Source organism: Dapis hubbardiae BLCC-M172 (assembly GCF_050016015.1).
GTDB lineage: Bacteria > Cyanobacteriota > Cyanobacteriia > Cyanobacteriales > Microcoleaceae > Trichodesmium.
The window spans coordinates 25295-48397 of sequence record NZ_JBNHEQ010000103.1; the positions used below are offsets into that span (position 1 = coordinate 25295).

Annotated in this window: 14 protein-coding genes and 1 pseudogene; 7 read left to right on the top strand and 8 right to left on the bottom strand. The window is 36.8% G+C overall.

Translation table 11 applies throughout. The features are described from left to right. Nucleotides 1-148: 148 nt before the first annotated feature. Together adhE and ACP6PK_RS10105 are read right to left on the bottom strand one after the other, a co-directional pair. Complete coding sequence (adhE, locus tag ACP6PK_RS10100) at nucleotides 149-2818, bottom strand: bifunctional acetaldehyde-CoA/alcohol dehydrogenase (protein WP_426559498.1); 2670 nt, start codon at nucleotides 2816-2818, stop codon at nucleotides 149-151. 2001 nt (nucleotides 2819-4819) lie between these two features. Then, entirely contained in the window at nucleotides 4820-5425 is a 606-nt protein-coding gene (locus tag ACP6PK_RS10105) for a DUF3038 domain-containing protein (RefSeq protein ID WP_094673957.1), read from the bottom strand. 298 nt (nucleotides 5426-5723) lie between these two features. Here ACP6PK_RS10105 and ACP6PK_RS10110 point away from each other — a divergent pair, with 298 nt between their 5' ends. The 3 genes from ACP6PK_RS10110 to ACP6PK_RS10120 all read left to right on the top strand — a co-directional run bounded on the left by ACP6PK_RS10110 (nucleotide 5724) and on the right by ACP6PK_RS10120 (nucleotide 8954). Next, a complete protein-coding gene (locus ACP6PK_RS10110) occupies nucleotides 5724-6236 on the top strand; it encodes an adenine phosphoribosyltransferase (protein WP_094673958.1) in 513 nt (170 codons plus the stop codon). 117 nt (nucleotides 6237-6353) lie between these two features. After that, the gene (locus ACP6PK_RS10115; protein WP_426559507.1) at nucleotides 6354-7559 is read left to right on the top strand and encodes an RNA-guided endonuclease InsQ/TnpB family protein; all 1206 of its coding nucleotides are present in this window, start codon (nucleotides 6354-6356) and stop codon (nucleotides 7557-7559) included. 375 nt (nucleotides 7560-7934) lie between these two features. Next, on the top strand, nucleotides 7935-8954 hold the full coding sequence (locus ACP6PK_RS10120; RefSeq protein WP_426559499.1) for an ABC transporter permease: 1020 nt from the start codon (nucleotides 7935-7937) through the stop codon (nucleotides 8952-8954). Nucleotides 8955-9284: 330 nt separating this feature from the next. On the opposite strand, the gene ACP6PK_RS10125 is transcribed toward ACP6PK_RS10120, so the two are convergent. The 4 genes from ACP6PK_RS10125 to ACP6PK_RS10140 form a co-directional block, all read right to left on the bottom strand. Next, nucleotides 9285-9578: a PIN domain-containing protein gene (locus ACP6PK_RS10125; protein WP_426559500.1), complete on the bottom strand. Its 294-nt coding sequence runs from the start codon at nucleotides 9576-9578 to the stop codon at nucleotides 9285-9287. A 411-nt stretch (nucleotides 9579-9989) separates the two neighbouring features. Next, nucleotides 9990-10226, bottom strand: a complete 237-nt coding sequence (locus ACP6PK_RS10130) for a hypothetical protein (protein WP_426559501.1) — start codon at nucleotides 10224-10226, stop codon at nucleotides 9990-9992. Nucleotides 10227-10668: 442 nt separating this feature from the next. Beyond that, nucleotides 10669-11160, bottom strand: coding sequence for a class I SAM-dependent methyltransferase (locus ACP6PK_RS10135; protein WP_426559502.1), 492 nt, complete (start codon nucleotides 11158-11160; stop codon nucleotides 10669-10671). Between the two features lie 72 nt (nucleotides 11161-11232). Then, the gene (locus ACP6PK_RS10140; RefSeq protein ID WP_426559503.1) at nucleotides 11233-11400 is read right to left on the bottom strand and encodes a hypothetical protein; all 168 of its coding nucleotides are present in this window, start codon (nucleotides 11398-11400) and stop codon (nucleotides 11233-11235) included. 97 nt (nucleotides 11401-11497) lie between these two features. Between ACP6PK_RS10140 and ACP6PK_RS10145 the strand changes: the two genes are divergently transcribed. Beyond that, entirely contained in the window at nucleotides 11498-11782 is a 285-nt protein-coding gene (locus ACP6PK_RS10145; RefSeq protein ID WP_426559504.1) for a hypothetical protein, read from the top strand. A 511-nt stretch (nucleotides 11783-12293) separates the two neighbouring features. Here the strand turns inward: ACP6PK_RS10145 and ACP6PK_RS10150 are convergent. Together ACP6PK_RS10150 and ACP6PK_RS10155 are read right to left on the bottom strand one after the other, a co-directional pair. Further along, the gene (locus tag ACP6PK_RS10150; protein WP_426559508.1) at nucleotides 12294-13271 is read right to left on the bottom strand and encodes a CHAT domain-containing protein; all 978 of its coding nucleotides are present in this window, start codon (nucleotides 13269-13271) and stop codon (nucleotides 12294-12296) included. An 18-nt stretch (nucleotides 13272-13289) separates the two neighbouring features. Then, nucleotides 13290-13553 carry a hypothetical protein gene (locus ACP6PK_RS10155; protein ID WP_426559505.1) on the bottom strand — a complete coding sequence of 88 codons (264 nt, stop codon included), beginning with the start codon at nucleotides 13551-13553 and terminating at the stop codon, nucleotides 13290-13292. A 444-nt stretch (nucleotides 13554-13997) separates the two neighbouring features. Here ACP6PK_RS10155 and nrdJ point away from each other — a divergent pair, with 444 nt between their 5' ends. The 3 genes and pseudogenes from nrdJ to ACP6PK_RS10170 form a co-directional block, all read left to right on the top strand. Beyond that, entirely contained in the window at nucleotides 13998-19517 is a 5520-nt protein-coding gene (gene nrdJ, locus ACP6PK_RS10160) for a ribonucleoside-triphosphate reductase, adenosylcobalamin-dependent (protein WP_426559506.1), read from the top strand. A gap of 463 nt (nucleotides 19518-19980) precedes the next feature. After that, nucleotides 19981-21318 (top strand): annotated as a pseudogene (locus ACP6PK_RS10165) (NACHT domain-containing protein); the annotation flags it as partial. A 690-nt stretch (nucleotides 21319-22008) separates the two neighbouring features. After that, nucleotides 22009-23103, top strand: a 1095-nt coding sequence (locus ACP6PK_RS10170; RefSeq protein WP_426559509.1) for a HEAT repeat domain-containing protein, incomplete at its 3' end; no start/stop codon positions are given.

Genomic DNA, 23103 nt, shown 5'->3' on the forward strand with positions numbered 1-23103 from the left:
GTGCACGCAAAATCTTTGACATCAGCAGGATGTTATCGTCAAAACCCGCCCCTACATTGTGCAGGTAATGGTTGGGTGATGCTATCGCCCTTCACCACCCCACTAACTTTTGATTCATTCTGACTCCTGACTCCTGTCTCCTGACTCCTTATTTTACTCCTATTCCCTCCTGACTCGTAACTCCAGATCCCTGACTTCCATTACCATTACCATTTAACTCACCAGAACTAGCCAAATTACCATGATAAGCATTAGTCAACAACTGCTTAATATCATTAATCAAAGGATAACGAGGGTTTGAACCAGTACATTGGTCATCAAAAGCTTGGTCTGCCAAATCTTCCAACCTGGCAAAAAATTCACCCTCACTCACAGAAACCACATCTTTAATTCCCTTGGGAATACCTACTTGACTCTTCAAGTCTTCAATAGCAGCAATTAACAAATCTACTTTTTCATCCTCAGTTTCTCCACCTAATAATAAGTAATCAGCAATTCGAGAATAACGCCATTTAGCATTAGGATATTTATACTGGGAGAAAGTTGCTTGTTTGAACGGCGCATCGGTAGCGTTGTAACGAATAATGTGAGAAATCATCAACGCATTTGCCAAACCGTGAGGAATATGAAAAATAGCTCCTAACTGGTGAGCAATAGAATGGCAAACACCCAAGAAACCATTAGCAAAAGACATACCTGCCATTGTTGCTGCATAGTGCATCTTTTCTCGTGCCTTTGGATCATTAGCACCATTGTTATAAGCAGAAGGTAGATATTTGAAAATTAATCGGATAGCTTCTAACGACAAACCGTTCGTATATTCGGAAGCTAAAACAGAAACATAAGCTTCCACCGCATGAGTCAAAGCATCTATTCCACCAAAAGCAGTCAGACTTTTTGGCATATTCAATACCAACTCTGGATCGACTATTGCCATACTAGGAGTCAAAGCATAATCTGCCAAAGGATACTTAATATCATTCCGGCGATCGGTCACCACAGCAAAAGGCGTAACTTCAGAACCAGTACCCGAAGTCGTAGGTACTGCCACTAAAATAGCTTTCTCACCCAAAGCTGGTAAATCATAAACCCGTTTACGGATATCCATAAACCGCATTGCCAAACCTTCAAACTCAATTTCTGGATGCTCGTACATCAACCACATAATTTTGGCAGCATCCATAGGCGAACCACCACCTATGGCAATAATCACATCAGGATTAAATTTCCGCATCATATCCAAACCCCGGTTCACAGTATCCAGGGAAGGATCGGGTTCTACATCATAAAAGATGTCATATTTAATCTCTACTTCATCGAGAACATCTTCTAAACCACGAGTTATCCCAAGTTCATAGAGTGGTTTGTCAGTGACAATGAACGCCCGTTTTTTACCTGCCAACTCTCGTATGGCAGTAGGTAACGCCCCATATTTAAAGTAAATTTTTGGAGGAACGCGGAACCACAACATATTTTCTCGACGTTCTGCCACTGTTTTAATATTTAGCAGATGGTGAGGTTCAACGTTTTCGCTAACCGAGTTACCACCCCATGTACCACAACCAAGAGTTAGGGAAGGATCGAGTCGGAAATTATAGATGTCGCCGATCGCTCCTTGGGAAGAAGGGGTATTAATTAAAACCCTGGCTGTTTCGACCGTATCTTCAAAGCGTTTAATATGATCTGTATTAGCAGGAGAAGTATATAGAGCTGCCGTATGTCCCCGTCCGCCAAATTCGACTAAAGTTTCGGCTTTGTCTACAGCTTCCTCAAAGCTACTTGCATGATACATTGCCAAAATGGGAGAGAGTTTTTCGTGAGCGAAGGGTTCTTCATGGTTAATGTCTTCCACTTCACCAATTATTACTCTGGTTGTTTCTGGGATGGAAAAACCTGACATTTCGGCAATTTTTTGCACTGGTTGACCGACAATTTCTGCATTCAACCGTCCATTGATTAGAATTTTGTTCCGCAGTTTGTCTTTTTCTTCTGGAGTTAGGAAGTGAGCGCCTCGATCAATAAATTCTTGTCTGACTGTATCGTAAACACTATCAACCACAACTACTGATTGTTCGCTGGCGCAAATCATACCATTGTCGAAGGTTTTACTCAGGATAATTGAAGAGACTGCCATTTTAATATGAGCAGTTTCGTCAATCAAAGCTGGAGTATTACCAGCTCCTACTCCCAAAGATGGATTACCTGATGAGTAGGCAGCTTTAACCATTCCGGGTCCACCAGTAGCAAGAATCAATTTAACTTCTGAATGCTGCATTAATTGTTGGGATAGAGGAACTGTTGGTTCATCTATCCAACCGATAATGTGTTCTGGTGCGCCTGCTGCTACTGCTGCTTCGAGAACTACCCTAGCTGCTTCGCAGGTACATTTTTTGGCTCTGGGGTGAGGAGAAAATATTATTGCGTTACGAGTTTTGAGACTAATTAATGATTTAAAAATTGCTGTTGATGTAGGATTAGTTGTGGGAACTATTCCAGCAAGAATTCCTACTGGTTCAGCAATTTTTTGAAAGCCAAAAGATTTATCCTCTTCGATGACTCCACAGGTTTTTTCGTTTTTGTATTTGTTATAAATAATTTCTGAAGCAAAGTGATTTTTGATTACTTTGTCTTCTACTACTCCCATGCTTGTTTCTGTGGCTGCCATTTTTGCTAGGGGAATTCTAGCTGCGTTGGCTGCTAAAGCTGCTTTTTTGAATATGTAGTCTACTTGTTCTTGTGTATAAGTGGCGTATTTTTCTTGGGCTAGTTTTACTTTTTGTATTAGTTCTTCAAGTTGTTGCTCGTTTGTTACTTTCATGTTTTCTCCTTAACCTAATTTTGGCTTTTTCTGGAGCTGGTTTAATATCCGACTCTATTATAATTCCATTTTTTTCCTGTCAAGTTAATTTGAGTTATTTTCTCAATTTTTTAATTTTTTTGACATATTTTTTGTTTTGAATATTTAATTGATTTTAAATCTGTATTAAATTGAATTTTATTAACTTGAAATCAGTGTAGAATTAAATTTTTTTTTATATAGAAGCCCCAACAGTATCTTTGCCGGGAAGTAAATTTTTGAGGCACGAGTCGTCTGTGGATATAGGAAATACAACTATAGCAACAGCCAGGGCGATTAGGACATAGACTGATGGTGAATCAAAGACCACGGAAACACTTTTCCAACTGTTCCCTGTTCCCTGTTCCCTGTTCCCTGCTATAAAAGATGGAAAAATATTCCAATAGACCTCTCCAGACAAGAGGGAGTAGGAAGTAGGGGGGAAAGAATTGATGATTTATACGGGATAATTGATTTGATTGTTGATTATCGAAGAGGTCTAATACACCCCATCACCCCATCTCCCCATGTCCCATCTCCCTATCTCCGCTATTTCCCCATCACACAGTATTTTTCAATAGAACCCAAAAGGGTTCTATTGAATCCATTTGGAATATAAGCAAAGGTGCGGGTTTTTGGCTCTTGAGTCAAGAGTCAGAGAAATAGAATAGAGGAAAAACACCCCTATTACAGCGCTTTTCAGTTGAGTAAACCACAAAACTGCTGTAGAAGTCAGGAGTCGTAGGAGCGATTTCGTTTCCTGCGGAATGCTGCGCAAACCGAATGCTGTCGCTTTCCGCGTAATTAGGAGCATTCCGTGAGGAAATCGCCCGTACAGGAGTCAGGAGTCAAAAGCTAGTTTCAAAGTTCTCGCTCCTTAAGTTGCAACTGAATACAAATCTTCCATCATGCCCCCCGGTGATGATGACTGTGGTCTATCAAGCATGAAAACTGCTATAATCTGCCCATATTCATCGTCTGACCACACTTCCCACACTTCCCACACTCCCGATATATAGAACTCTTATGGGATCTATACGGTCATTTCAGTTATCAAAAAAATTGGGTCTAAAACCCCGCCTTTTAAGGCAAAATGTTTTTGGAGCGGGGTCTAAATCCCCGTTACAAAAACAACTTCTGTACGGGTGATTTCGTTTCCTGCGGAATGCTGCGCAAACCGAATGCTGTCGCTTTCCGCGTAATTAGGAGCATTTCCTAGGAAATCACCCCTACTGACTTCTAACTTCTGACTTCGTTAACAGTACCTCTTACTGAAGCCAGAGGCGTATCTAGGTTATTTTTTGCTCAGGATTTAGCACTCAGCATTTACCTTAAAAAGGCAACAGACAACAGAGTTAGAGATAATTTTTCCAAATTTCCTTTCGATGGAAAGATTTAGGTAGGATAGTTAATCATACTAAATAATAAAGTATTAATACCATATTATATTTTCTAAGTCAATACTAGAAAGCTAGAGAATAAGTAAAAGTTGTCTAAAATAGAGATTATGTTTTAAATTTTAAATAAAAGCCATCAAATTCGGCAGAAAATTTTGGTTGCTATTTCTACGAGCTTGCGTTTTTTCAGCCATTTGGTATCATATATAAACAATGATATGATGCCACTTTTATAACTAATTTTCAAAATGCTTGGGAAATAATAGCCTTAAACCTAAGTATTTTCGTTGATGAAGTGGCTAAAAAATAGTAACTGGGTAAGGAGCGATCGCCTAGATGGCTAACTAATTTTCAAACCGATAATTTCTCCGGTTTGACAGAATCAAAATTTAGTGGTATTTATCCTTGATTAATTCCTGCTATAACAATCCTAAATTGGTTGTGAGAATTGTCATAATAGTTAATTTGAGCTGAAAACCTCTAAAATTCTGACTCCTGTAGGGGCGAATTCCTGCGGAATGCTGCTAATTACGCGATTCGCCCCGACGACCAAAATATTACAACTTAAATAGGATTACTATATTTATCACAAAACTTCTCCATCAAACAGACTAATCCAAAACCGCTGCATACCTGTCGTACCAGTACAAAATAGCAACTTACCCAATAACTCCAACCCCAGTTGATTTAACTTTTCTTCCGAATTATAAGCCATTACACCAGAACGCCTAGGATTCATACGACTGCGAAAGTGTGCCCTAAATTGTTCTAAATAAAAAGATAATTGTAAATGACTTTCTATTGGTAACTGTTTTTGACTCAACTGCTGATAGTCAAACAAAAGTTGCCTAATTGGGACAGTTAAACGTTTTGCCAAGTGACAAGCAATAATAACTAGAGCTTTCGCTTCGTTCAATTTCAAGGGACGACGTTGACTATTTTGACGTAGGGGATTTGTACTACGCAGTCGCCACAAAGAAACACGATTGGGAATAATTTCTTGTAGTTCCAAGTCTTTAACAACCTTCAGCATCACTTCAGCTCCTCCAAGTTGTAAAGCTTCAATTGCCAAAAGCATTAAATCAATTTGAGTCCTAGTTCTTCGGGGACAACTACCATCAGGGAGAGGTATATCTGGTAAATTATTCAATATCAATGGTTTAGATAGACTGGGAGAAGTTTTTAATTCCATTACTTTTACAGCAATATTCTATACTTCCTTACACTATTTTGGTGAAAATATCAAGACAGTTAAAAAAATCTGCTCAAAAAACATTAAATAATAACACTTAAATTACAAGTCTTAGTATTAATAATTTTTAGAAAAAAAGATATACTTCCATTACTGATAATTTTTTTAATGATACAATTCCCAAGATTAGTTTCTAAATAATTATATAACCTTTCACATTTACTATCTGATTAGTATTAGGCTACTACAATTGCTCTAACCAAATCTGAGTATATTTTCAATTTTGACTTTAACCACAATGGAACTAAAAAATTTAATCCGCGAAATCCCAAATTTTCCTAAACCGGGAATTCTATTCCGAGATATTACTACCCTTCTGAGTAACCCTGATGGTTTACATTACACTATTGACATTTTGACAGAAAAATGCTCAGAATTTCAACCAGACTATGTAGTGGGTATGGAATCGCGAGGGTTTATTTTTGGCGTGCCTTTAGCTTATCAGTTGAATGTAGGCTTTATACCAGTCCGGAAACCGGGAAAGCTACCCGCAAAAGTCTACTCAGTTACTTATGATTTAGAGTATGGCCAAGATAGTCTAGAGATGCACCAAGATGCAATGCCACCAGGTAGTCGAGTTTTAGTAATTGACGATCTGTTGGCAACGGGTGGGACTGCAGAAGCTACAGTTCAATTAATAGAGAAAGCAAATTGTAATTTAGTGGGTTTTGGTTTTGTTATTGAGTTAAAAGACTTAGGTGGGCGACAAAAATTACCTAAAGTGCCAATTATTAGTTTGATTGAATACTAAAAATAGGGAGTAGGGAGTAGGGAGCTGATTTCTAGTATCAATATATATGGCAATTTCCGGTAATAACTGACAGTTCTGATGGGGATTTTCTTGAGTGAGCCAAACGAATAGTTGACAATGTGCTTGGAGGTGATTGGATTGTACGCCAAAAAACTTGAATTAAAGCTTAATAATCAGGAGCGCTCAAAAATGGCTCAATGTGCTGGCTATGCTCGTTTCGTTTACAACTATGGCCTCAGTATGGTGAACGGAACTTCTGGTATGACCAAAGTTAACAAACGTGGCCAGGAAGTTAGCTTGAGTTACGCATTACGCATTTTAGAAGCTAAAAAAGTCTTTACTGACTATGTAAAAAAGCAACCAGAATATGTCTGGACTTCTAATTATTCGTCTCGCATTTATCAAAGTGCTTTTCAACATCTAGGTGAAGCATTTAAACGGTATAAAGAAGGAATCAGTAAATATCCTAAATTAAAAAGGAAAAAAGACCGACAATCTTTTACGGTTTATGACGGTCATGGAAAAGTAACAATTAATCCTGGTAAGAAAATTAAAATACCAACCTTAGGAACTTTTCGATTATGGGAATCAATTCCTTACACCACAGCAAGTCAGACTTTTACTATTAGTAGAACAGGAGAAAAATGGTTTGTTAGTTTCAGTATTGAAGCTTCTCAGTTACCAGTTCATCCTCTATTAGATGAGCGACAATACGAAACTTTTGGTATAGATGTAGGGGTCAAACAATTTGCAAGTATAACCAACCAAGAATTGGGGAACTCCGAAGTTTTTAGTATCCCAGACTCCATTAAAATAGAGCAATTAAAGCTAGCCAAGTTTCAATGGCGCAACCGCAATAAACAGTTAGAAGGTAAAGGTAAACCACCTTCAAAAAATGCCATTAAATATTACAAAAAACAGGCGTTGTACCATGGTCGTGTAGTTAATATTCATAGGGATTTCATAGAGAAAACTACTACCAATTTAGCGAGTAAAGTAAAGCACGTCTGCTTAGAGAATTTAAATGTGAAAGGGATGATGCAAAATGGTAAATTGGCAGCATCAATAGCAAGGCAAGGATTTTATGAATTTAGACAACGATTGACAACCAAAATCGTTAGTTCTGGAGGGACAGTAGTGCTAGCCCCCCTGTGGTTTCCATCATCGAAAACTTGTCATAATTGTGGTTACATTAATCAAGAATTAAAGTTAAAAGACCGTACTTTTGATTGCCCTGATTGTGGAATGAGAATAGACCGGGACTTGAATGCGGCAATGGTGTTATCTCAGTATGGAGAAGTTAATCAAAATGCTAGGGGGTAGGCTGTACCCGAATTTACGCTTGTGAACTGGAAGAGGCCAACCTCCCAGGTTGAAGCAAGAAGCAAACATCTTTAGACTGGCATTACCAGGTCATACCCAAGTTTTGCCGGAATTGTTTAGGTATTGTACAGCAGTAGGATGAATATTTATAATTTATATAAAAAATAGCAATTTATATAAAAAATAGCGAGTAGGGAGTAGTTCTGAGCCAATGGGAACAAAAGCGAGTAGCTATCAGAAATGATTGGCGAAAAAAGCTGTAAGGGTTTGGTTTCCAAATCCCATTTTTGTTTGGGTTTGGAGGCCAAACTCTTATGATAAAATGTGACACATTTAGGATTAGTATTATAGTTAATTTAATTGGTGGATAAAAAATTGAAGCATAACAAGCTAAAACAACTAATTACCAGTGACACTTTTGCTTATATATTGAAGAGAATATTACAAGCAATTTTGACTTTATTCTTAGCATCTGCTCTTTGTTTTGCTGTTATTCAGTTGGCTCCAGGTAGTTATTTAGATACTTTAAGTCAAAATCCCCAAATTTCCCAAGAAACTATTGAACAACTTAAGGAACAATTTGGGTTAGATAAGTCGCCTTTAGAACAATATTTACGTTGGTTAGGAAGAATTATTACCAGTGGAAATTTTGGTAGAAGTTTTGTTTTTCAACAACCAGTGGCAGACTTATTATGGGAGCGAATACCTGCTACTTTAGTTTTATCTATTTCTTCCTTAATAATGACCTGGGCGATCGCTATTCCTTTAGGAATTATTGCTGGAGTTAATCAAAATCGTTTTTTAGACCGTTTTTTACAATTAATTAGTTACACTGGTCAAGGTTTTCCTAGTTTTATTACTGCTCTGTTGTTATTATTTTTAGCCCAAAATATTTCTCCTTTATTACCAGTTGGAGGAATGCAAAGTATCGACTACGATGATTTCTCTTTTGTGGGTAAAGTTTTTGATATGGGTTGGCACATGATTTTACCGACAATTGCTTTAAGTATTACCAGTTTTGCTGGTTTACAGAGGTTAATGCGCGGGCAATTATTAGATGTTTTGCGACAAAATTATATTCAAACGGCGAGAGCTAAAGGTCTTCCAGAGAATCGAGTTATTTACGTTCATGCCTTGAGAAATGCTATTAACCCTTTAGTAACACTATTGGGATTTGAATTTGCTTCATTATTAAGTGGTTCGTTTATTGCTGAATATTTCTTTAATTGGCCTGGGTTAGGAAGTCTAATTTTAGAAGCAGTAAGAAACCAGGATTTATATTTAGTTATGGCTAGTTTAATGATGGGTGCTTTAATGTTAATTATTGGTAATTTATTGGCTGATTTATTGTTGAAAGCTGTAGATCCTCGGATTAAATTGGAAAGTCTGAAATAGTTATTAGTTATTCAGTTATCAGTTATCAGTTATCAGATTTTGTAGCAAAATTTGAGGATTAATTCTCCATTATAAATTATCAGGAATACAAGCATTTATACCACTAACACCGTCTATCTTTTCCATAGCAGACTAACCATTAGCTAAACTTTGAACTAATTAATACTTGAATAGCTTGTTTTTTCTGCTGGAGTTAATGCTAATAGTTGGGGTTCTAAAATCTTTTAATTGCATAGCTGATTTTTGATATAGTTCGTCAATGGAAAATTATTAACTTTTTTAACTAGGGTTGAGCCAGTTTTCAACTTTTAAATTAGGGATACGGGAAAATTAACTAACATTGGCTGTAATAAATGTTAAATTCAATGTTAAAGCATGAGCAGCAATTAATAAATCATTAGCTCCAATGGGAGTTCCTTGACTTTCTAAATAAGTACGGATTTCTGCGTAATATTCCTCGATAGGATTAGTTAGTAGTATTTCAATACTCTCCAAGATGATTTCCAGTTTTTCTATGAGCTTTTGAGAGTTCTTTTTTTTAGCTCCGAATTTTAATTCACAAGTAACAATAATACTTGTACAAATTTTATCCTCTCCAACTTCTTGAATTTTGAAAAATCTCACCGAATAATTGTAAGCATTCAGGTATTAGCTGTCAGCTATCAGCTTTTAAAACCTCAACCTTAAGGAGGATATTTAAACGAATATCGTCCTGAAAACTGACTTTTCTAGTAATATAAAATTTCTGAATAATAAAGCTTTTATCAAAAACTAAAAGCAATAGCTGATGGCTGATTGCTGACGGCTTAATGCTTACGAATAATTAATAATTATTAATTAAATAATTCAGGTTAAAATTATCTCCTTTCCAGGGGAAAAAAGTGCTAGGATATTTCCTTAGATTCAATTCCGTTAAGGTTTTTATTGAGGTAATTATCAATTATCCATTATCAATTATCAATTATCAATTAATGAAGTCTCTTGGGTTTTTAATCAGTTCAGAAATGATATTTGTATCTAATAAATATAAATAACTCATTTTGACAAATCAATGTCATCTAAAGGTAATAATTCTTCATCCACATCTGGAAAATCTTCATCTAACGGTTCAAGTGTAGAAAGAGTTTGCAGGAGAGATTTTTTTTTGACAGGGGAAATAATAGCGAAGGGAAGACCATCTTGGATGATAGTTAAGAGTTCGCCTGTTTCTTGTGCTTGGTTAATTAGGTTTTGGAAAGCTTCGGGAAGTTCTGCAAGGGTTATTTGTTTCATACTGAGTTGTGGGGTTAGGGATTAGATTAATATGAGAGATTTAGGTTTATCAAGAAAAATTTCCACCGCATCCCTTAAGGAGGGAGAAAATGTTTCAATCTCTAAATAGGGATTTAGGTTTGTCAAGTATAGAGTTGGATTGCCTAATATGATTATACAAATTGGCTTCAACCCCTAAATAGGGATAGAGCAAACCCATCTTATTTTGAAGTCGTGTACTTAAGTATTGATAATTGTTCCTTCTATAAACTTTAACGATAAAAGCTGCCAAAATTTAGATGGGTTTGGTCTACCCCTTTGCATATTTCACATATAGCACTACGCATTAAGGTGTTTAACATTTCTAAATCCTGTTTGCGCAGCATTCGGTAGGAAAACCTTTTCACAATCTGCTATTCCCTATTCCCTATTCCCTATTCCCTATTACCTAGCGCTATATATTTTAACGGAGCTTTCTACAACATAAAACAATGTAAAAAATCGGTTTTCCTGATGTAGCTAATCTGTGAACGTAACGAATTTCACAAATCTTTTCCAAGAAATTTTCTGAGATTAAAGAATCAATAAATTTGCCAAAACCTGTCTGATTATCAGAAAGCAAAAATTCCTCTTTGATCGAGATAGCCAAAAGTCCACCAGGTTCAACAATATTCAGAGCATTGCTGAATCCCTTTGTAGAAATATCAGAAAATCCTAGAGACCCAACAGCGATTAAACAATTAATAGAACTTGTATCTTTCAACTTAGAGAAAACTTCGCCGTTTGAATCAGATAAATCACCTACAATATATTTGTCATATATTTTGGGTTGGTCTCGCATTGCTGCATCACAAGCAATTTGAGAAATATCTTGTCCTACTAAGTGAGGAACATCTAGTTGACGTAATTTCTCACCAATTAATCCGTTACCTGCACCAATCTCCAGAACAGACATCTCAGTAATAGGGATAAAATAATTCTTACTAATGAACTCAACTACATTTTTCATTACCCTGGGAGAATTACATTAAAGCTTATTCATTAATAGCTGTTCATATAATCCTGGTACTGAGAAAATTTTGTCATAGTCATGGATTTTTATTTCCTGGGTTATACCATTTTGTTCCAAAATAAAAAACTCTTGGTCTTGAGTAATATCCTTTTGATCTGGAATAACAATTGAAAAAGATTTCATGTCTTGATATAAGTAGTTTAACCTGTTAAGCAAAAGCTCGGATTATGCAAAGGTATTAGTATACCACAATTTGAATATTTAATATAAAAAATTTTCTATGTTATCCCAAGTTTATTATTTACTCCGTTCTAAAGTTGATGGTAATTATATTAGTGCCAATCCAAATCCAGATGAAGCTGTAAAATTCTTATTATTATTTCAGAAAGATTTTGATGCTTATAGTTACTTAAATACCCATGCTCCAGATTTGAGCGATCGCTTCGCAGTAGAATCTATTCCTAGTACCCAGTTAAAAACAATACTTAATAGATGGAGTTTTCAAGGAGTAGGAATAATTCAAGACCCTCTGTTACCAAATATAGAGTTTCTAATAGTTAGTTAAGATAATTTTCACCATACCAATTTTTGTAATGAGGGATATTTGGTATTAATATTAAAATCAGCCGTTGGTGATTTTGACTAGGATTTTTCTGGAAATTGCCCTTGCCTAACTCCTAATTTAAAAGTATTTTATATTTGACAAATTTAGATTTAATAGCTTGATTCACAACGCCTAAAATCAATATAGTGCTTCTCAGACTAATGAGGTAAACATATATTTATTTATATTCTCCCTATTCCCTGTTCCCTATTCCCTATTCCCTTTTCCCTATTAATTATTACCAAGGACTACTAAGTAGAGTAAATCCTGACCAATAGAAAGGATGAGAAAAGTTAACTTCTCCCAATACTTGTAAACTCTCAGTTCATTAATTGATAATTGATAATGGATAATTGATAATTACCTCTGGTTAAAACCGTTCTTGATTGAAGATAAGGAAATATTATTTCTTTCTTTCCCCTTAAAAGGGGAGGCTTTAAACCAGAATTATTTAATTATTAATTATTAATAATTAATAATTCGGTAAAGATATTTCTCCTCTAGAAAACTTCAATCTTTGATTCCTGAGCAACACATCTCCTTGAATCATTTTAATTTGAGTTTGTCTCATAGCTTCATCTTTACTTGGTGCTGTTTTTAACTGTTCATAAAATTCACTCATTAAAGCTAAAGTTCCAATATCATTAACGTACCACAAACTAGCTAATACAGACTGAACTCCTGCTTCTAAAGCTAATCCGGCAAAACCTAACTCAACATCTTTATTTCCTACAGCAGTTTTACAAGCACTTAAAACTAATAATTCAGCCGGAGGAGTGTTCCAACTAATCTCTTTTACTTCGTCTAAATTGAGTTTAGTATCCCAAAATTGAATGTAAGAATTTTCAGGTTTTCCAGGTCGAAATTCCGCATGAGTTGCTAAGTGAATAATATTAAAAGATTGAGAATAAAGTTGATTTTTTAAGTTTTCTAAAGTGAATTCCTGATTAAGAAACAATTCTCCTGGCCAACCTCCAGAAATATTTTGAGGTGAGATATTTTCTGTAAGGTTTCCATCAACAATTGTTGAAAGTTCAACTGGAACTGCTGGTAAAGGAGTTTGTTTCTCAAATTCTGATGCTCCCATAGCTAAAATTCTAGCTTTTTCAATGGGAGTATAATTAGAGTCAATTAAATTAAATGCAGGAATAATTGCCAGGCTATATTTTTCTACTAAAAATTGTTCTCCATCGTGTAATGCGGCTATTGGTAAAGTACGCAAACCTTTTCCTAAACAAAACAATATTGTGTCTATTTTTTCGGCTTGGAGATTTGCTTCAAAGGGTTTAATAATCCATTCATAGAGTTGTTGAGCCTGACTTAAGTTAAAGTTTGCAAAACCCTTCTGAGGATTAATGATTTGAACATGAAATGATTTAACTGTCTGAATTAGGGTTTCTTCTTTGAGAAAATTAATATCTTCAACTAGAGGTTTTTTTCCAGGAGAGATAAAAACTAAATGTAAATATTATGGTTCAGGAATCGCCCAAAATACGGCTGGTCTTATATTACTTTTTTGGCTAATTCCTAACAATTTTTGAGCAATATAATCACCATTCTTTGAAAATTTAGAAAACCCTCTATCGAAATAAGCTTCAAATTCTTTATTTAGCCTTTCCTCCATTTTCATCACTTTCTCTGAGACAGTTAAATTTATGTCTTGAGAGAGAATTTTTTCTGAATTAAAGCTGAGAATAATAATCAGGGAAAGAATAAATACAAAAATTGTCATACTGACTTTATACTTATTCTTAAAAGAAAAGATTTTCTCAAACATATATAGTACCTTGTTTAATATAGCAATCCTCCGCATATTTGTGGCAAAAATATTGCCGGTTTTTAGGGAATAGGGAACAGGGAAAAGGTGGGAGTTTCAACTTTTTTATTTGTCACAACCTATTTAGGATTCCTATATCTTAGTAAGCATTCAATTATTATAGGTAAGTGTTTCTTAGGTCATGCTAGGCAAACATTTTTTTGTAGTGTTTTACTCATACTTTTAACTCTAGTTCAATTCTAATTACATCTCTAAAATACTAATTTTACCTCTAAAACAAAAAAACACAAAATGTAGAGTGATTTGGTAAATTTGTCAACAATTTGACACTAAATATGAAAAGTCGCTACACTCATAATTTGTTGCTTATTTCCAAAAAATTCTATTTTCAATTTCACTATGGTACGAGAACTAGAAAAAATAGATCGGACGGAGTTCCCAGAAACAGCTCCCACAGCTAATCCCGTATTTTACAGAACCTATAGCCGTAAGACAGAAACAGGCCGTGAGACCTGGACAGAAGTGTGCGATCGCACAATTAATGGCCTCAGAAAATTAGGCCAACTCACGGCCGAAGAAACAGACTTACTCTATCGGATGCAGAGCCAACTTAAGGCCCTATCTTCTGGCCGTTGGTTGTGGGTAGGTGGCACAGAATGGATTACCCAACAGCAAAACTTTTCAGGGGCCTATAACTGCTCGTCCACTAATATTGTAGACTGGCGCTCCTTCGGTTTATTAATGGACTTAGCGATGATGGGGTGTGGTACAGGTGCAGTATTAGAACCACATAATATAAATCAACTGCCACCGATTCGCAATTATTTAAATATTGTATTGCGGGGTGAAATTGGTGTTACTCCTCCTGAATCAAGGCGTGAGTTGACAGAAGTAACATTTCATCAAGACGAAGCGGAAATTTTGGTTGGTGACAGTCGTCAAGGTTGGGTAGGGTCTTATCAGGCTTTGTTGGAGTTGTCAACTGATGAGCGATTTTCGGGAAAGGTGAATGTTATCATTGATTTGAGTGATGTCAGACCTGCGGGAGAACCGTTAAAAGGATTTGGTGGTGTTGCCAATCCGGTAAAATTGCCAGAATTGTATCAACGTTGTGGGAGTATTTTAAATCAAGCAGTTGGGCGACAATTAAATTCTGTGGAATGTTGTTTGCTAATTGACGAAGCAGCAGTCACGATCGTCGCCGGCAACATCAGAAGATCTGCAGGAATGCGCCAAGGTAATAGTAGCGATCGCCTCTTTGCTGTAGCGAAGGATAATCTCTGGCGACAAGATGAAAACGGTAACTGGGGAATTGACCCCAAAAGAGATGCTTTGAGAATGGCAAATCATACCCATGTTTTCCATCACAAACCAACATTAGAAGAATGTGTTGAGGCAGTGAGAAAACAGTTTTATTCGGGTGAAGGTGCCATTCAGTGGGGAGGTGAAGCAGTTGCTCGTGCTAATCGCGATCTACTTTCAACGCCAGAAATAAAGAGTGATTTCTTGAAAGCTTATGGAGAAGATAATGCCAAAAAATGGTTTCAAGAACACTATCCAAATATTAGTAATGATGAACTCGAACATCGGTTAGCTCGTCTAGGACTCAACCCATGTGTAACAGCAGATACTTGGATTCATACTGAGTTTGGAGCGCGTCAGGTCAAGGAATTAATTGGCGTTCAACATGGCACTTTTGTTAACGGAGAACTTTTTAGTACAACTCCTGACGGATTTTTTGAAACTGGGACAAAACCTATTTTAAAACTGGAAACTAAAGAAGGTTTTTCAATCCGACTAACTGAAAACCACCTCGTGCTTAAAATTATAAGTCAAACTCAAAAGAAACAATATACTGAATGGGTTTCTGCTATTTCTTTAAAACCTGGCGATCGAGTTTGTTTACACAATCACCGAGAAATTCAAAAATGGGACGGTGAAGGAACTTTTGAAGAAGGATGGCTTTTAGGAAGTATGGTTGGCGATGGCTCTATTGCCAAAACTAAAAGTGGTAATGACATTGGAATACTTAGGTATTGGGGTAAATCTCAAAATGAAATGCTAGAGTATGCAATTGCTACCCTGAATAATTCTGCTTTAGGACATCCTAACATAAAAGGATGTCATCACAATCTCCACAACATGAGCCAAGTAACTTCTTCTAAGTTAGCAGTTTTAGGAGATAAGTTTGGAATAAACCGCAAGCACAAAGTTATAACTTCAGAAATTGAACGTGGTAGCTACAACTTTTATTGTGGCTTTCTACGAGGAATTTTTGATGCAGATGGTAGTGTTGAAGGCGACCCAAATAAAGGCGTTAGTATTCGTTTAGCGCAAAGCAATCTAAATTCGCTTTTAATTGTTCAAAGAATGCTAGCCCGAATAGGAATTATTTCAACAGTTTACCAGAATCGACGTAGTGAGAACGTAAGAAAATTACCGGATTCTAATCGCGATCTTGCTTTTTATCATTGCAAAGCCAATCATGAACTTGTTGTTTCTAAAGATAACTTGCTAATTTTTAAAGAACTTGTTGGGTTCAAAGAGCCTGTTAAAAGTGAAAAGCTTACTCTTGTCTTAGAAGGATATAAGCGGACACTAAATCGTGACCGCTTCACTGCAACAGTTAAGTCTATTACTCCCGATGGGACAGAAACTGTTTATGATTGCACCGTTCCCGGACCGTCTCGGTTTGACGCTAATGGATTTGTAGTTCATAACTGTGGCGAAATTATTGGTTCAAATTTTCACTGTGTCAGCGAAGATACATTATTAATTACTCGCGACAGTATTCACAAAATCAAAGATATTGTTGGTCAAAAAGTTGAAGTTTGGAACGGTAAAAGTTGGAGTCAAGTAATTCCTTTCAAAACAGGAAAAGACAGAAAATTATACCGGGTAAAATTTGGGGATGGTTCTTATCTTGATGTGACAGAATATCACCGATTTTTTGTTAAAGATAGGTTTGGTAAAAACTATCAAGAAGTACAAACAAAAGATTTGCTAAATCATAGCAAATATGTTTTACATACGGAACCTTTTGTCATAGATTATCAGGATGGAGATTCTATCAATTTATCTTATGCTTATACATTAGGTGTAGCTGTAGGTGATGGAACATTAGACAAAAATGGTAATGCTAAAATTCGGCTTTATTCTCACAAAGCTGAATTAATTGTTGCTGGTAATAAATCAGTGGAACGACAATATAATTATCTACCTTCTTTTGTTGATGTCACTGATTTAGGATTCTCTGGAGAATTACTGCATCGTTTACAAACTGAACCTGATGCTTTAAATATTATTGCTAGTTGGAATAAACCAGCAATTCTAGCTTTTATTGCCGGATTAGCAGATACAGATGGTTCTAATACTAACAGTAATGGAATCAGAATTTATGTATCTGATTATGAACGGGCAAAAAGACTACAATTACTGTTGATAAAATGTGGTATTCGTGCATCAGTAAATTTAATGGCCAGTCGCGGTTATACTACAAATTTAGGAGAAAGAAATAAAGACCTTTACTACTTACAAATAACTGATTGTAGTGAAATTCCTTGTCAAAGACTAGATACAAGTAAAGGGTGTGAACCTAAATTTAAAGGTAAATATCAAACAATTGAAAGTGTTGAAGAATTACCAGGTTTACATGACACTTATTGTTTTGAAGAACCAGAATTTCATAAAGGTGTTTTTGGCAATACTTTGACCGGAAATTGTAATTTATCAGAGATTCATCTGAATCAAATTGACCCAAATAATCATAAAGAACAGGAGGAAGCTTTTACTGCTGGTGCCCTTTCCGTGGCAACTTTACTTAACCATAAATTCCTGGAACCTCGCTATAATTATAGTCGAGAATTAGACCCTATTGTTGGGGTTTCTTTTACTGGTTTATTTGACTTTTTTGTGAAAGCTTTTGGTATTGAATGGTTGCATTGGTGGCAAGCAGGACGTCCGGCAACTATTCAAGGTTTAGAGTTTAAACAACAGGAAGCAGAATATTTAACTCGGTGGCGGGAAATAGTGCATCGGGTAGTGTGGGATTATTGCGATCGCCACAATCTGAAACGTCCGAATCGGTGTACAACAGTGCAACCTTCCGGTTGTCTCGACAAAACTGCTTTGAGAATATTTAATCAAGGTTTGCTTTATGCAGATGAAATAGTCGCACCTGGTAGTGGAGAAACGGTAGGATTAGAATTAACTGTTCGCGATGGAATAGGAGCATCCACGGCGATCGCTAATCAACCACTAGAACTTGTGGAAGTCAAACTAGCTAATGGTAGGATATTACGGATGACTCCCAACCATCGGATGAGTGTCGCAGGTAAGTGGGTATATGGTTGCGATCTTAAACCAGGAATGTTGCTTGACTACAGTATTGGTGAATATCACAAACAAGAAGATGCTTTACTAATACCCTTGGAGTTAGAAAATTATACCAGAGTGAAACGGTCTCAAACATTAGGTCATAACCGTGGTGTCTTAACTCACGAAATCGTGACTCCGGCAACTCTTACTCCAGATTTAGCTTACTTTTTAGGTTGTTTGTTTGGGAATGGTTGCATTTCTGAACACAAATATCGAGTCCGTTTTTCTCATGGCAGACTTGATGTTTTGCATCGCCTCCAAGAAACAGGCAAAAAATTATTTGGCATCCCAGGTAATATCAATGACCTTGGTAATGGTCGTTTTGAATTATCCTTTGCTTCTCGACAATTATTTGACTGGTTGCACTTAAACCAACTTGCCAAAACTGATAAAAGCAAAGATTTAGACCGGATACCCATGAGTTTACGTCGCTCTTCACGAGTTACTCTGCTATCATTTTTCTGTGGTTTGATAGATACTGATGGATGTGTGCGGAAACAGGGGAACTTATCTATAGATTCAGCAAGTTCTGATTTTATTGGCAACCTGCAACAAGTAGGGGAAGCGATCGGACTCTGTTTCAGTATCTTTCACAATACCAAAGGGGAAAACTTGCAACCCCAACAAAAAGATATGTGGGGATTATGTCTGAGTCGAATGTTGTCTAATGCTGACGCTTTAGATTATCTGAATGAACACAGTATCAAATGTCAGGAACGACCCCTATTTCCACCAAAGCGCGTTTTCAGTTTTTCTCCATACAAAATTGAATCTGTGAATATTGGGGCAGTTTGTGACTACTCTTATGATTTTGCCATTGAGGGTGTGGATGATAACGACTCTTGGTATTGGCAAGGTGCTTTGAAATCGCACAATACCAAATCTCTGTTAACAAATGCTGCTCCTGGTTGGCATCCTCCTTTTGGTTTGCGGTGGGTCCGACGGATTACTTTTGCCAAAAATGACCCGGTAGCATTAGCGTGTTTGGACTATGGTTATTCGGTGATTCCCGGACAGTCAAGCAAAGATGAAAATGGAAATTTACTCAACGATCCTTTTGACGATCGCGCCAAAGAATGGTTGGTGGAAATTCCAGTGCAGGTTTCTTGGATAGATTTGCCTGGGGTTGAGGATATTGCCATTGAGAAGTTCACCGCTACTGCGATGTTTGATTTTTACATGGTGGTACAGCAAGCTTGGACGACTCATAACAGCAGTAGCACTATTTTGCTGACAGAGGAAGAAATTGAACCTTTGGGCAAACGCATTTATGAAGCCATTCGCGATGATGAGGGTTATATCTCGTCAGCGTTGTTAGCGCGGTTTGATGCACCGTTCCCCCGGTTGCCGTTCGAGCGTATTTCTAAAGAGGAATATGAAAAATTGCAACGGGAGATGTTGGAACGGCGGAAGTCTGATGATTTCTCGGAGTTGATGAATGGTTATGTGTTAGCGAGTGAGTTACCAGAGATGGGACCGCAAGATCCCGCTTGTTCTGGGATGGTTTGTGAATTGAAGGGTTCGGAACCGGAAGTTAGTTAGAGCTAGGGGCGAAAAAGAATGTAGTAGAGTGTCTAGATTTATTTTGTGGGTAAGTTTCATAAATTAAGACCTCTCCCCCCAGCCCCTCCCCCTATCCTGCAAGGAGAGGGGGAGATATTCCCCCTTCCCTACAAGGGAAGCAGGGCTGTTTCAAAGTAAAATAAATAATTGATTATTTATGAGAATTGGGGACATCATTACCAGAATTTGGGGAAAATCTAGGTTAAAGGGTGGAAAATTCTCCCCTGCTCCCTGCTCCCCTGCTCCCCCTCTCTCTGCCAAATACCAAGAATGAAATACCCCTGCTACAAGGGAAGGGGTGAGTTTTTTTTAACCACAATTTTAGTCTAGATACGCTACTACTTTAGCTAATGATATTACTCAGAAAAGGTGATGAGGTGGTGGGATACATATACATATAATATAATTAAAAATAACGATTAACATTAAAGCTGAAATAATTATGCTTGAATGGTTGGCTACTACTACATTTTTCTCATTACTGTGGTTTCTCGTTAGAGAAGTTCTGGGAAAATTAGCTCAAGAAACCCTTGAAGACTATGTTAAAGATTTTTTTAAGCAATGTATTACTGATTTTACAGGTGAGATTAGCGATCGCCACAAAAGGTCTTTGAAAAAGGCTATGCAGGAAGCTCTTCAAGAATTTTCTGGGTTAGTACAGCAAGAATTAAAGCTGGCTGAATTAGATAAAAATCAAATTGAGAAATATAATGAGCATTTAAAACTATTTCTGGAAAATGAGTCGGTTTTGGAAATTATGGGGAGTCCGTTTAATAAGGATATTAAGGTTTTAGATACTCCTCAATTGGTTAAAATTTGGCACCAAATAAATCCATCTTTACCTGCTTTACCAGAAAATTTTGACTGGGAATAAATAGCTAAAAATTATCTCAAAAAAGTTCAAATTATTAGGATAAATTCTGATGATTTACGGAAAATATTGGATTCACAAAATTTTGATAAACTGGCAAATCAAAACTCTGATATTAAACTAGATTTTAATCTCAAAAAACATCAAGAGGGAATCCGAGAACAATATGGCAATCTCAAATTAGAAAGTTTAGATACGAGTGGTTATGGTTACGATCAATTGAAATTATGGAAAATATTTATTCCTCAAAATGTCCGGGAATCTCAAGAGTTTTTGCCTCAAGTACATGAAATTCCTAAAGAATATCGGCAGCGGTTAAAAGAGACTGGAGACCTTGAGGAAGATTTTTCTTCGGAACAATTAGAAGGTCTCCGGCGCAGATATTTTGAACAACAAAATCGCTCGGTTTTAGACTTAGTAGAAGATCAAAATTATAAATATTTAGTTATTCTGGGCGACCCCGGTTCTGGTAAGTCTACTTTATTACAATATATCGCTTTGGAATGGGCAGAATTACTACCGAAATATTTGCCTTCATACCCAATTCCTTTGTTAATTGAACTGCGGACTTATGTGCGTAACTATGATGCCAATAAGTGTAATAATTTTCTAGATTTTCTGGAAAAGGGTAGTGGAGTTGTTTGTCATTTACCTAAACCTGAACTTCATGCAAAATTACAAAATGGTGATGCTATTGTGATTTTTGATGGGTTAGATGAAGTTTTCGACCCTGCGAAACGAGGTGATATAATAACTGGGATTCATGGATTTACTAATAACTATAAAAATGTCCGGGTTATTGTTACTTCGCGGGTGATTGGTTATAAACATCAAAAACTTCGGGATGCTGAGTTTTATCATTTTATGTTGCAAGATTTGGAGGAGGAACAAGTTGAGGAATTTATTCAACGTTGGCATAAATTGACTTATCAGGATGAGGCGGAAAAGGTGAGGAAAAGGGAGAGGTTGAAACGGGCAATTAAGGATTCTCCAGCTATTGAACAATTGTCAGGAAATCCCCTTTTATTAACTATGATGGCTATCTTGAATCGTCATCAAGAATTGCCCAGAGATAGAGCGGAACTTTATAATCAAGCTTCGCGGGTTTTATTACAGCAATGGGATATGGAACGAGCCTTGGTTGATGCGAAAATTGACCCGATAACTATTGACTATAAAGATAAGCAGGCAATTTTGCGTCGGGTAGCTTTTTTTATGCAGGAAAATGAGGCAGGTTTAGCTGGTAATTTAATTGCTGAAAAAGATTTAAGAGAGATTATTTCGGAATATCTTAAAAGTATAGATATGAATGATGCGAGACCGATGGCTAAGGCATTGATTGAACAGTTACGGAGTCGGAATTTTATTTTGTGTTTTGTTGGGGCTGAATATTATGCTTTTGTGCATCGAACTTTTTTGGAATTTTTCTGTGCTTGGAGTTTTGTTTGGCAGTTTAAGGAAACACAAACTCTGGAAATATATGGGTTGATAAATTATGTTTTTGGTAAGCATTGGCAGGATGAAAAATGGCATGAAGTTTTGCGGTTAATTGCAGGGATGATTGATGCTAAGTTTGTGGGAGATATTATTAGTTATTTGATGGATCAAGAGGGGGAAGAGGAAAAATTTCTGAATTTATTTTTGGCGGGCAAGTGTTTGTTTGAAGTGAGGAGTCGTCATAGTATTGGTGATGTGGAGGAGCGGTTATTAAATAGGTTAAAAGATTTGACTGGGTATGACCTTGGTTATTATTATGAACGTTATAGCGATGAGGCACATCTAGTTCGTGAAATTCGTACTCAAGCTGTGGAAGTGGTTGCTACAACTTGGAGGGATGAAAACTCAACTTATATTTGGCTCAAACAAAGGGTTGTGTCTGATGAGGATTGGAGAGTGCGACGTGAAGCGGTACGACAAATAGCTACTGGTTGGAAATATGAACCAGGAATTTTGGAATTACTCAAACAATGGGTTGTGTCTGATCAGAGCTGGAGTGTGCGAAGTGAAGCGGTGCGACAAATAGCTACTGGTTGGAAATATGAAGAGGGAATTTTAGAATTACTCAAACAAAGGGTTGTGTCTGATCAGAGCTGGAGTGTGCGAAGTGAAGCGGTGCGACAAATAGCTACTGGTTGGAAATATGAACCAGGAATTTTGGAATTACTCAAACAATGGGTTGTGTCTGATCAGAGCTGGAGTGTGCGAAGTGAAGTGGTGGGACAAATAGCTACTGGTTGGAAACATGAAGAGGGAATTTTAGAATTATTCAAACAAAGGGTTGTGTCTGATGAGAATTGGAATGTGCGACTTGAAGCGTTGGGACAAATAGCTACTGGTTGGAAACATGAACCGGGAATTTTAGAATTACTCAAACAATGGGTTGTGTCTGATGAGAATTGGAATGTGCGACTTGAAGCGTTGGGACAAATAGCTACTGGTTGGAAACATGAACCGGGAATTTTAGAATTACTCAAACAATGGGTTGTGTCTAATAATAGTGGGAAGGTGCGACGTAAAGCGCTGGAACAAATAGCTACTGGTTGGAAACATGAAGAGGGAATGTTTGAATTACTCAAACAAAGGGTTGTGTCTGATCAGAGTTCGAATGTGCGACGTGAAGCGGTGCGACAAATAGCTACTGGTTGGAAACATGAAGAGGGAATTTTAGAATTACTCAAACAAAGGGTTGTGTCT

Coding starts and splice junctions, on each gene's coding strand:
- adhE (WP_426559498.1), bottom strand. CDS start 2,818: ATGAAAGTAACAAACGAGCAACAACTTGAAGAACTAATACAAAAAGTA.
- ACP6PK_RS10105 (WP_094673957.1), bottom strand. CDS start 5,425: ATGGAATTAAAAACTTCTCCCAGTCTATCTAAACCATTGATATTGAAT.
- ACP6PK_RS10110 (WP_094673958.1), top strand. CDS start 5,724: ATGGAACTAAAAAATTTAATCCGCGAAATCCCAAATTTTCCTAAACCG.
- ACP6PK_RS10115 (WP_426559507.1), top strand. CDS start 6,354: ATGTGCTTGGAGGTGATTGGATTGTACGCCAAAAAACTTGAATTAAAG.
- ACP6PK_RS10130 (WP_426559501.1), bottom strand. CDS start 10,226: ATGAAACAAATAACCCTTGCAGAACTTCCCGAAGCTTTCCAAAACCTA.
- ACP6PK_RS10135 (WP_426559502.1), bottom strand. CDS start 11,160: ATGTCTGTTCTGGAGATTGGTGCAGGTAACGGATTAATTGGTGAGAAA.
- ACP6PK_RS10140 (WP_426559503.1), bottom strand. CDS start 11,400: ATGAAATCTTTTTCAATTGTTATTCCAGATCAAAAGGATATTACTCAA.
- ACP6PK_RS10145 (WP_426559504.1), top strand. CDS start 11,498: ATGTTATCCCAAGTTTATTATTTACTCCGTTCTAAAGTTGATGGTAAT.
- ACP6PK_RS10155 (WP_426559505.1), bottom strand. CDS start 13,553: ATGACAATTTTTGTATTTATTCTTTCCCTGATTATTATTCTCAGCTTT.
- nrdJ (WP_426559506.1), top strand. CDS start 13,998: ATGGTACGAGAACTAGAAAAAATAGATCGGACGGAGTTCCCAGAAACA.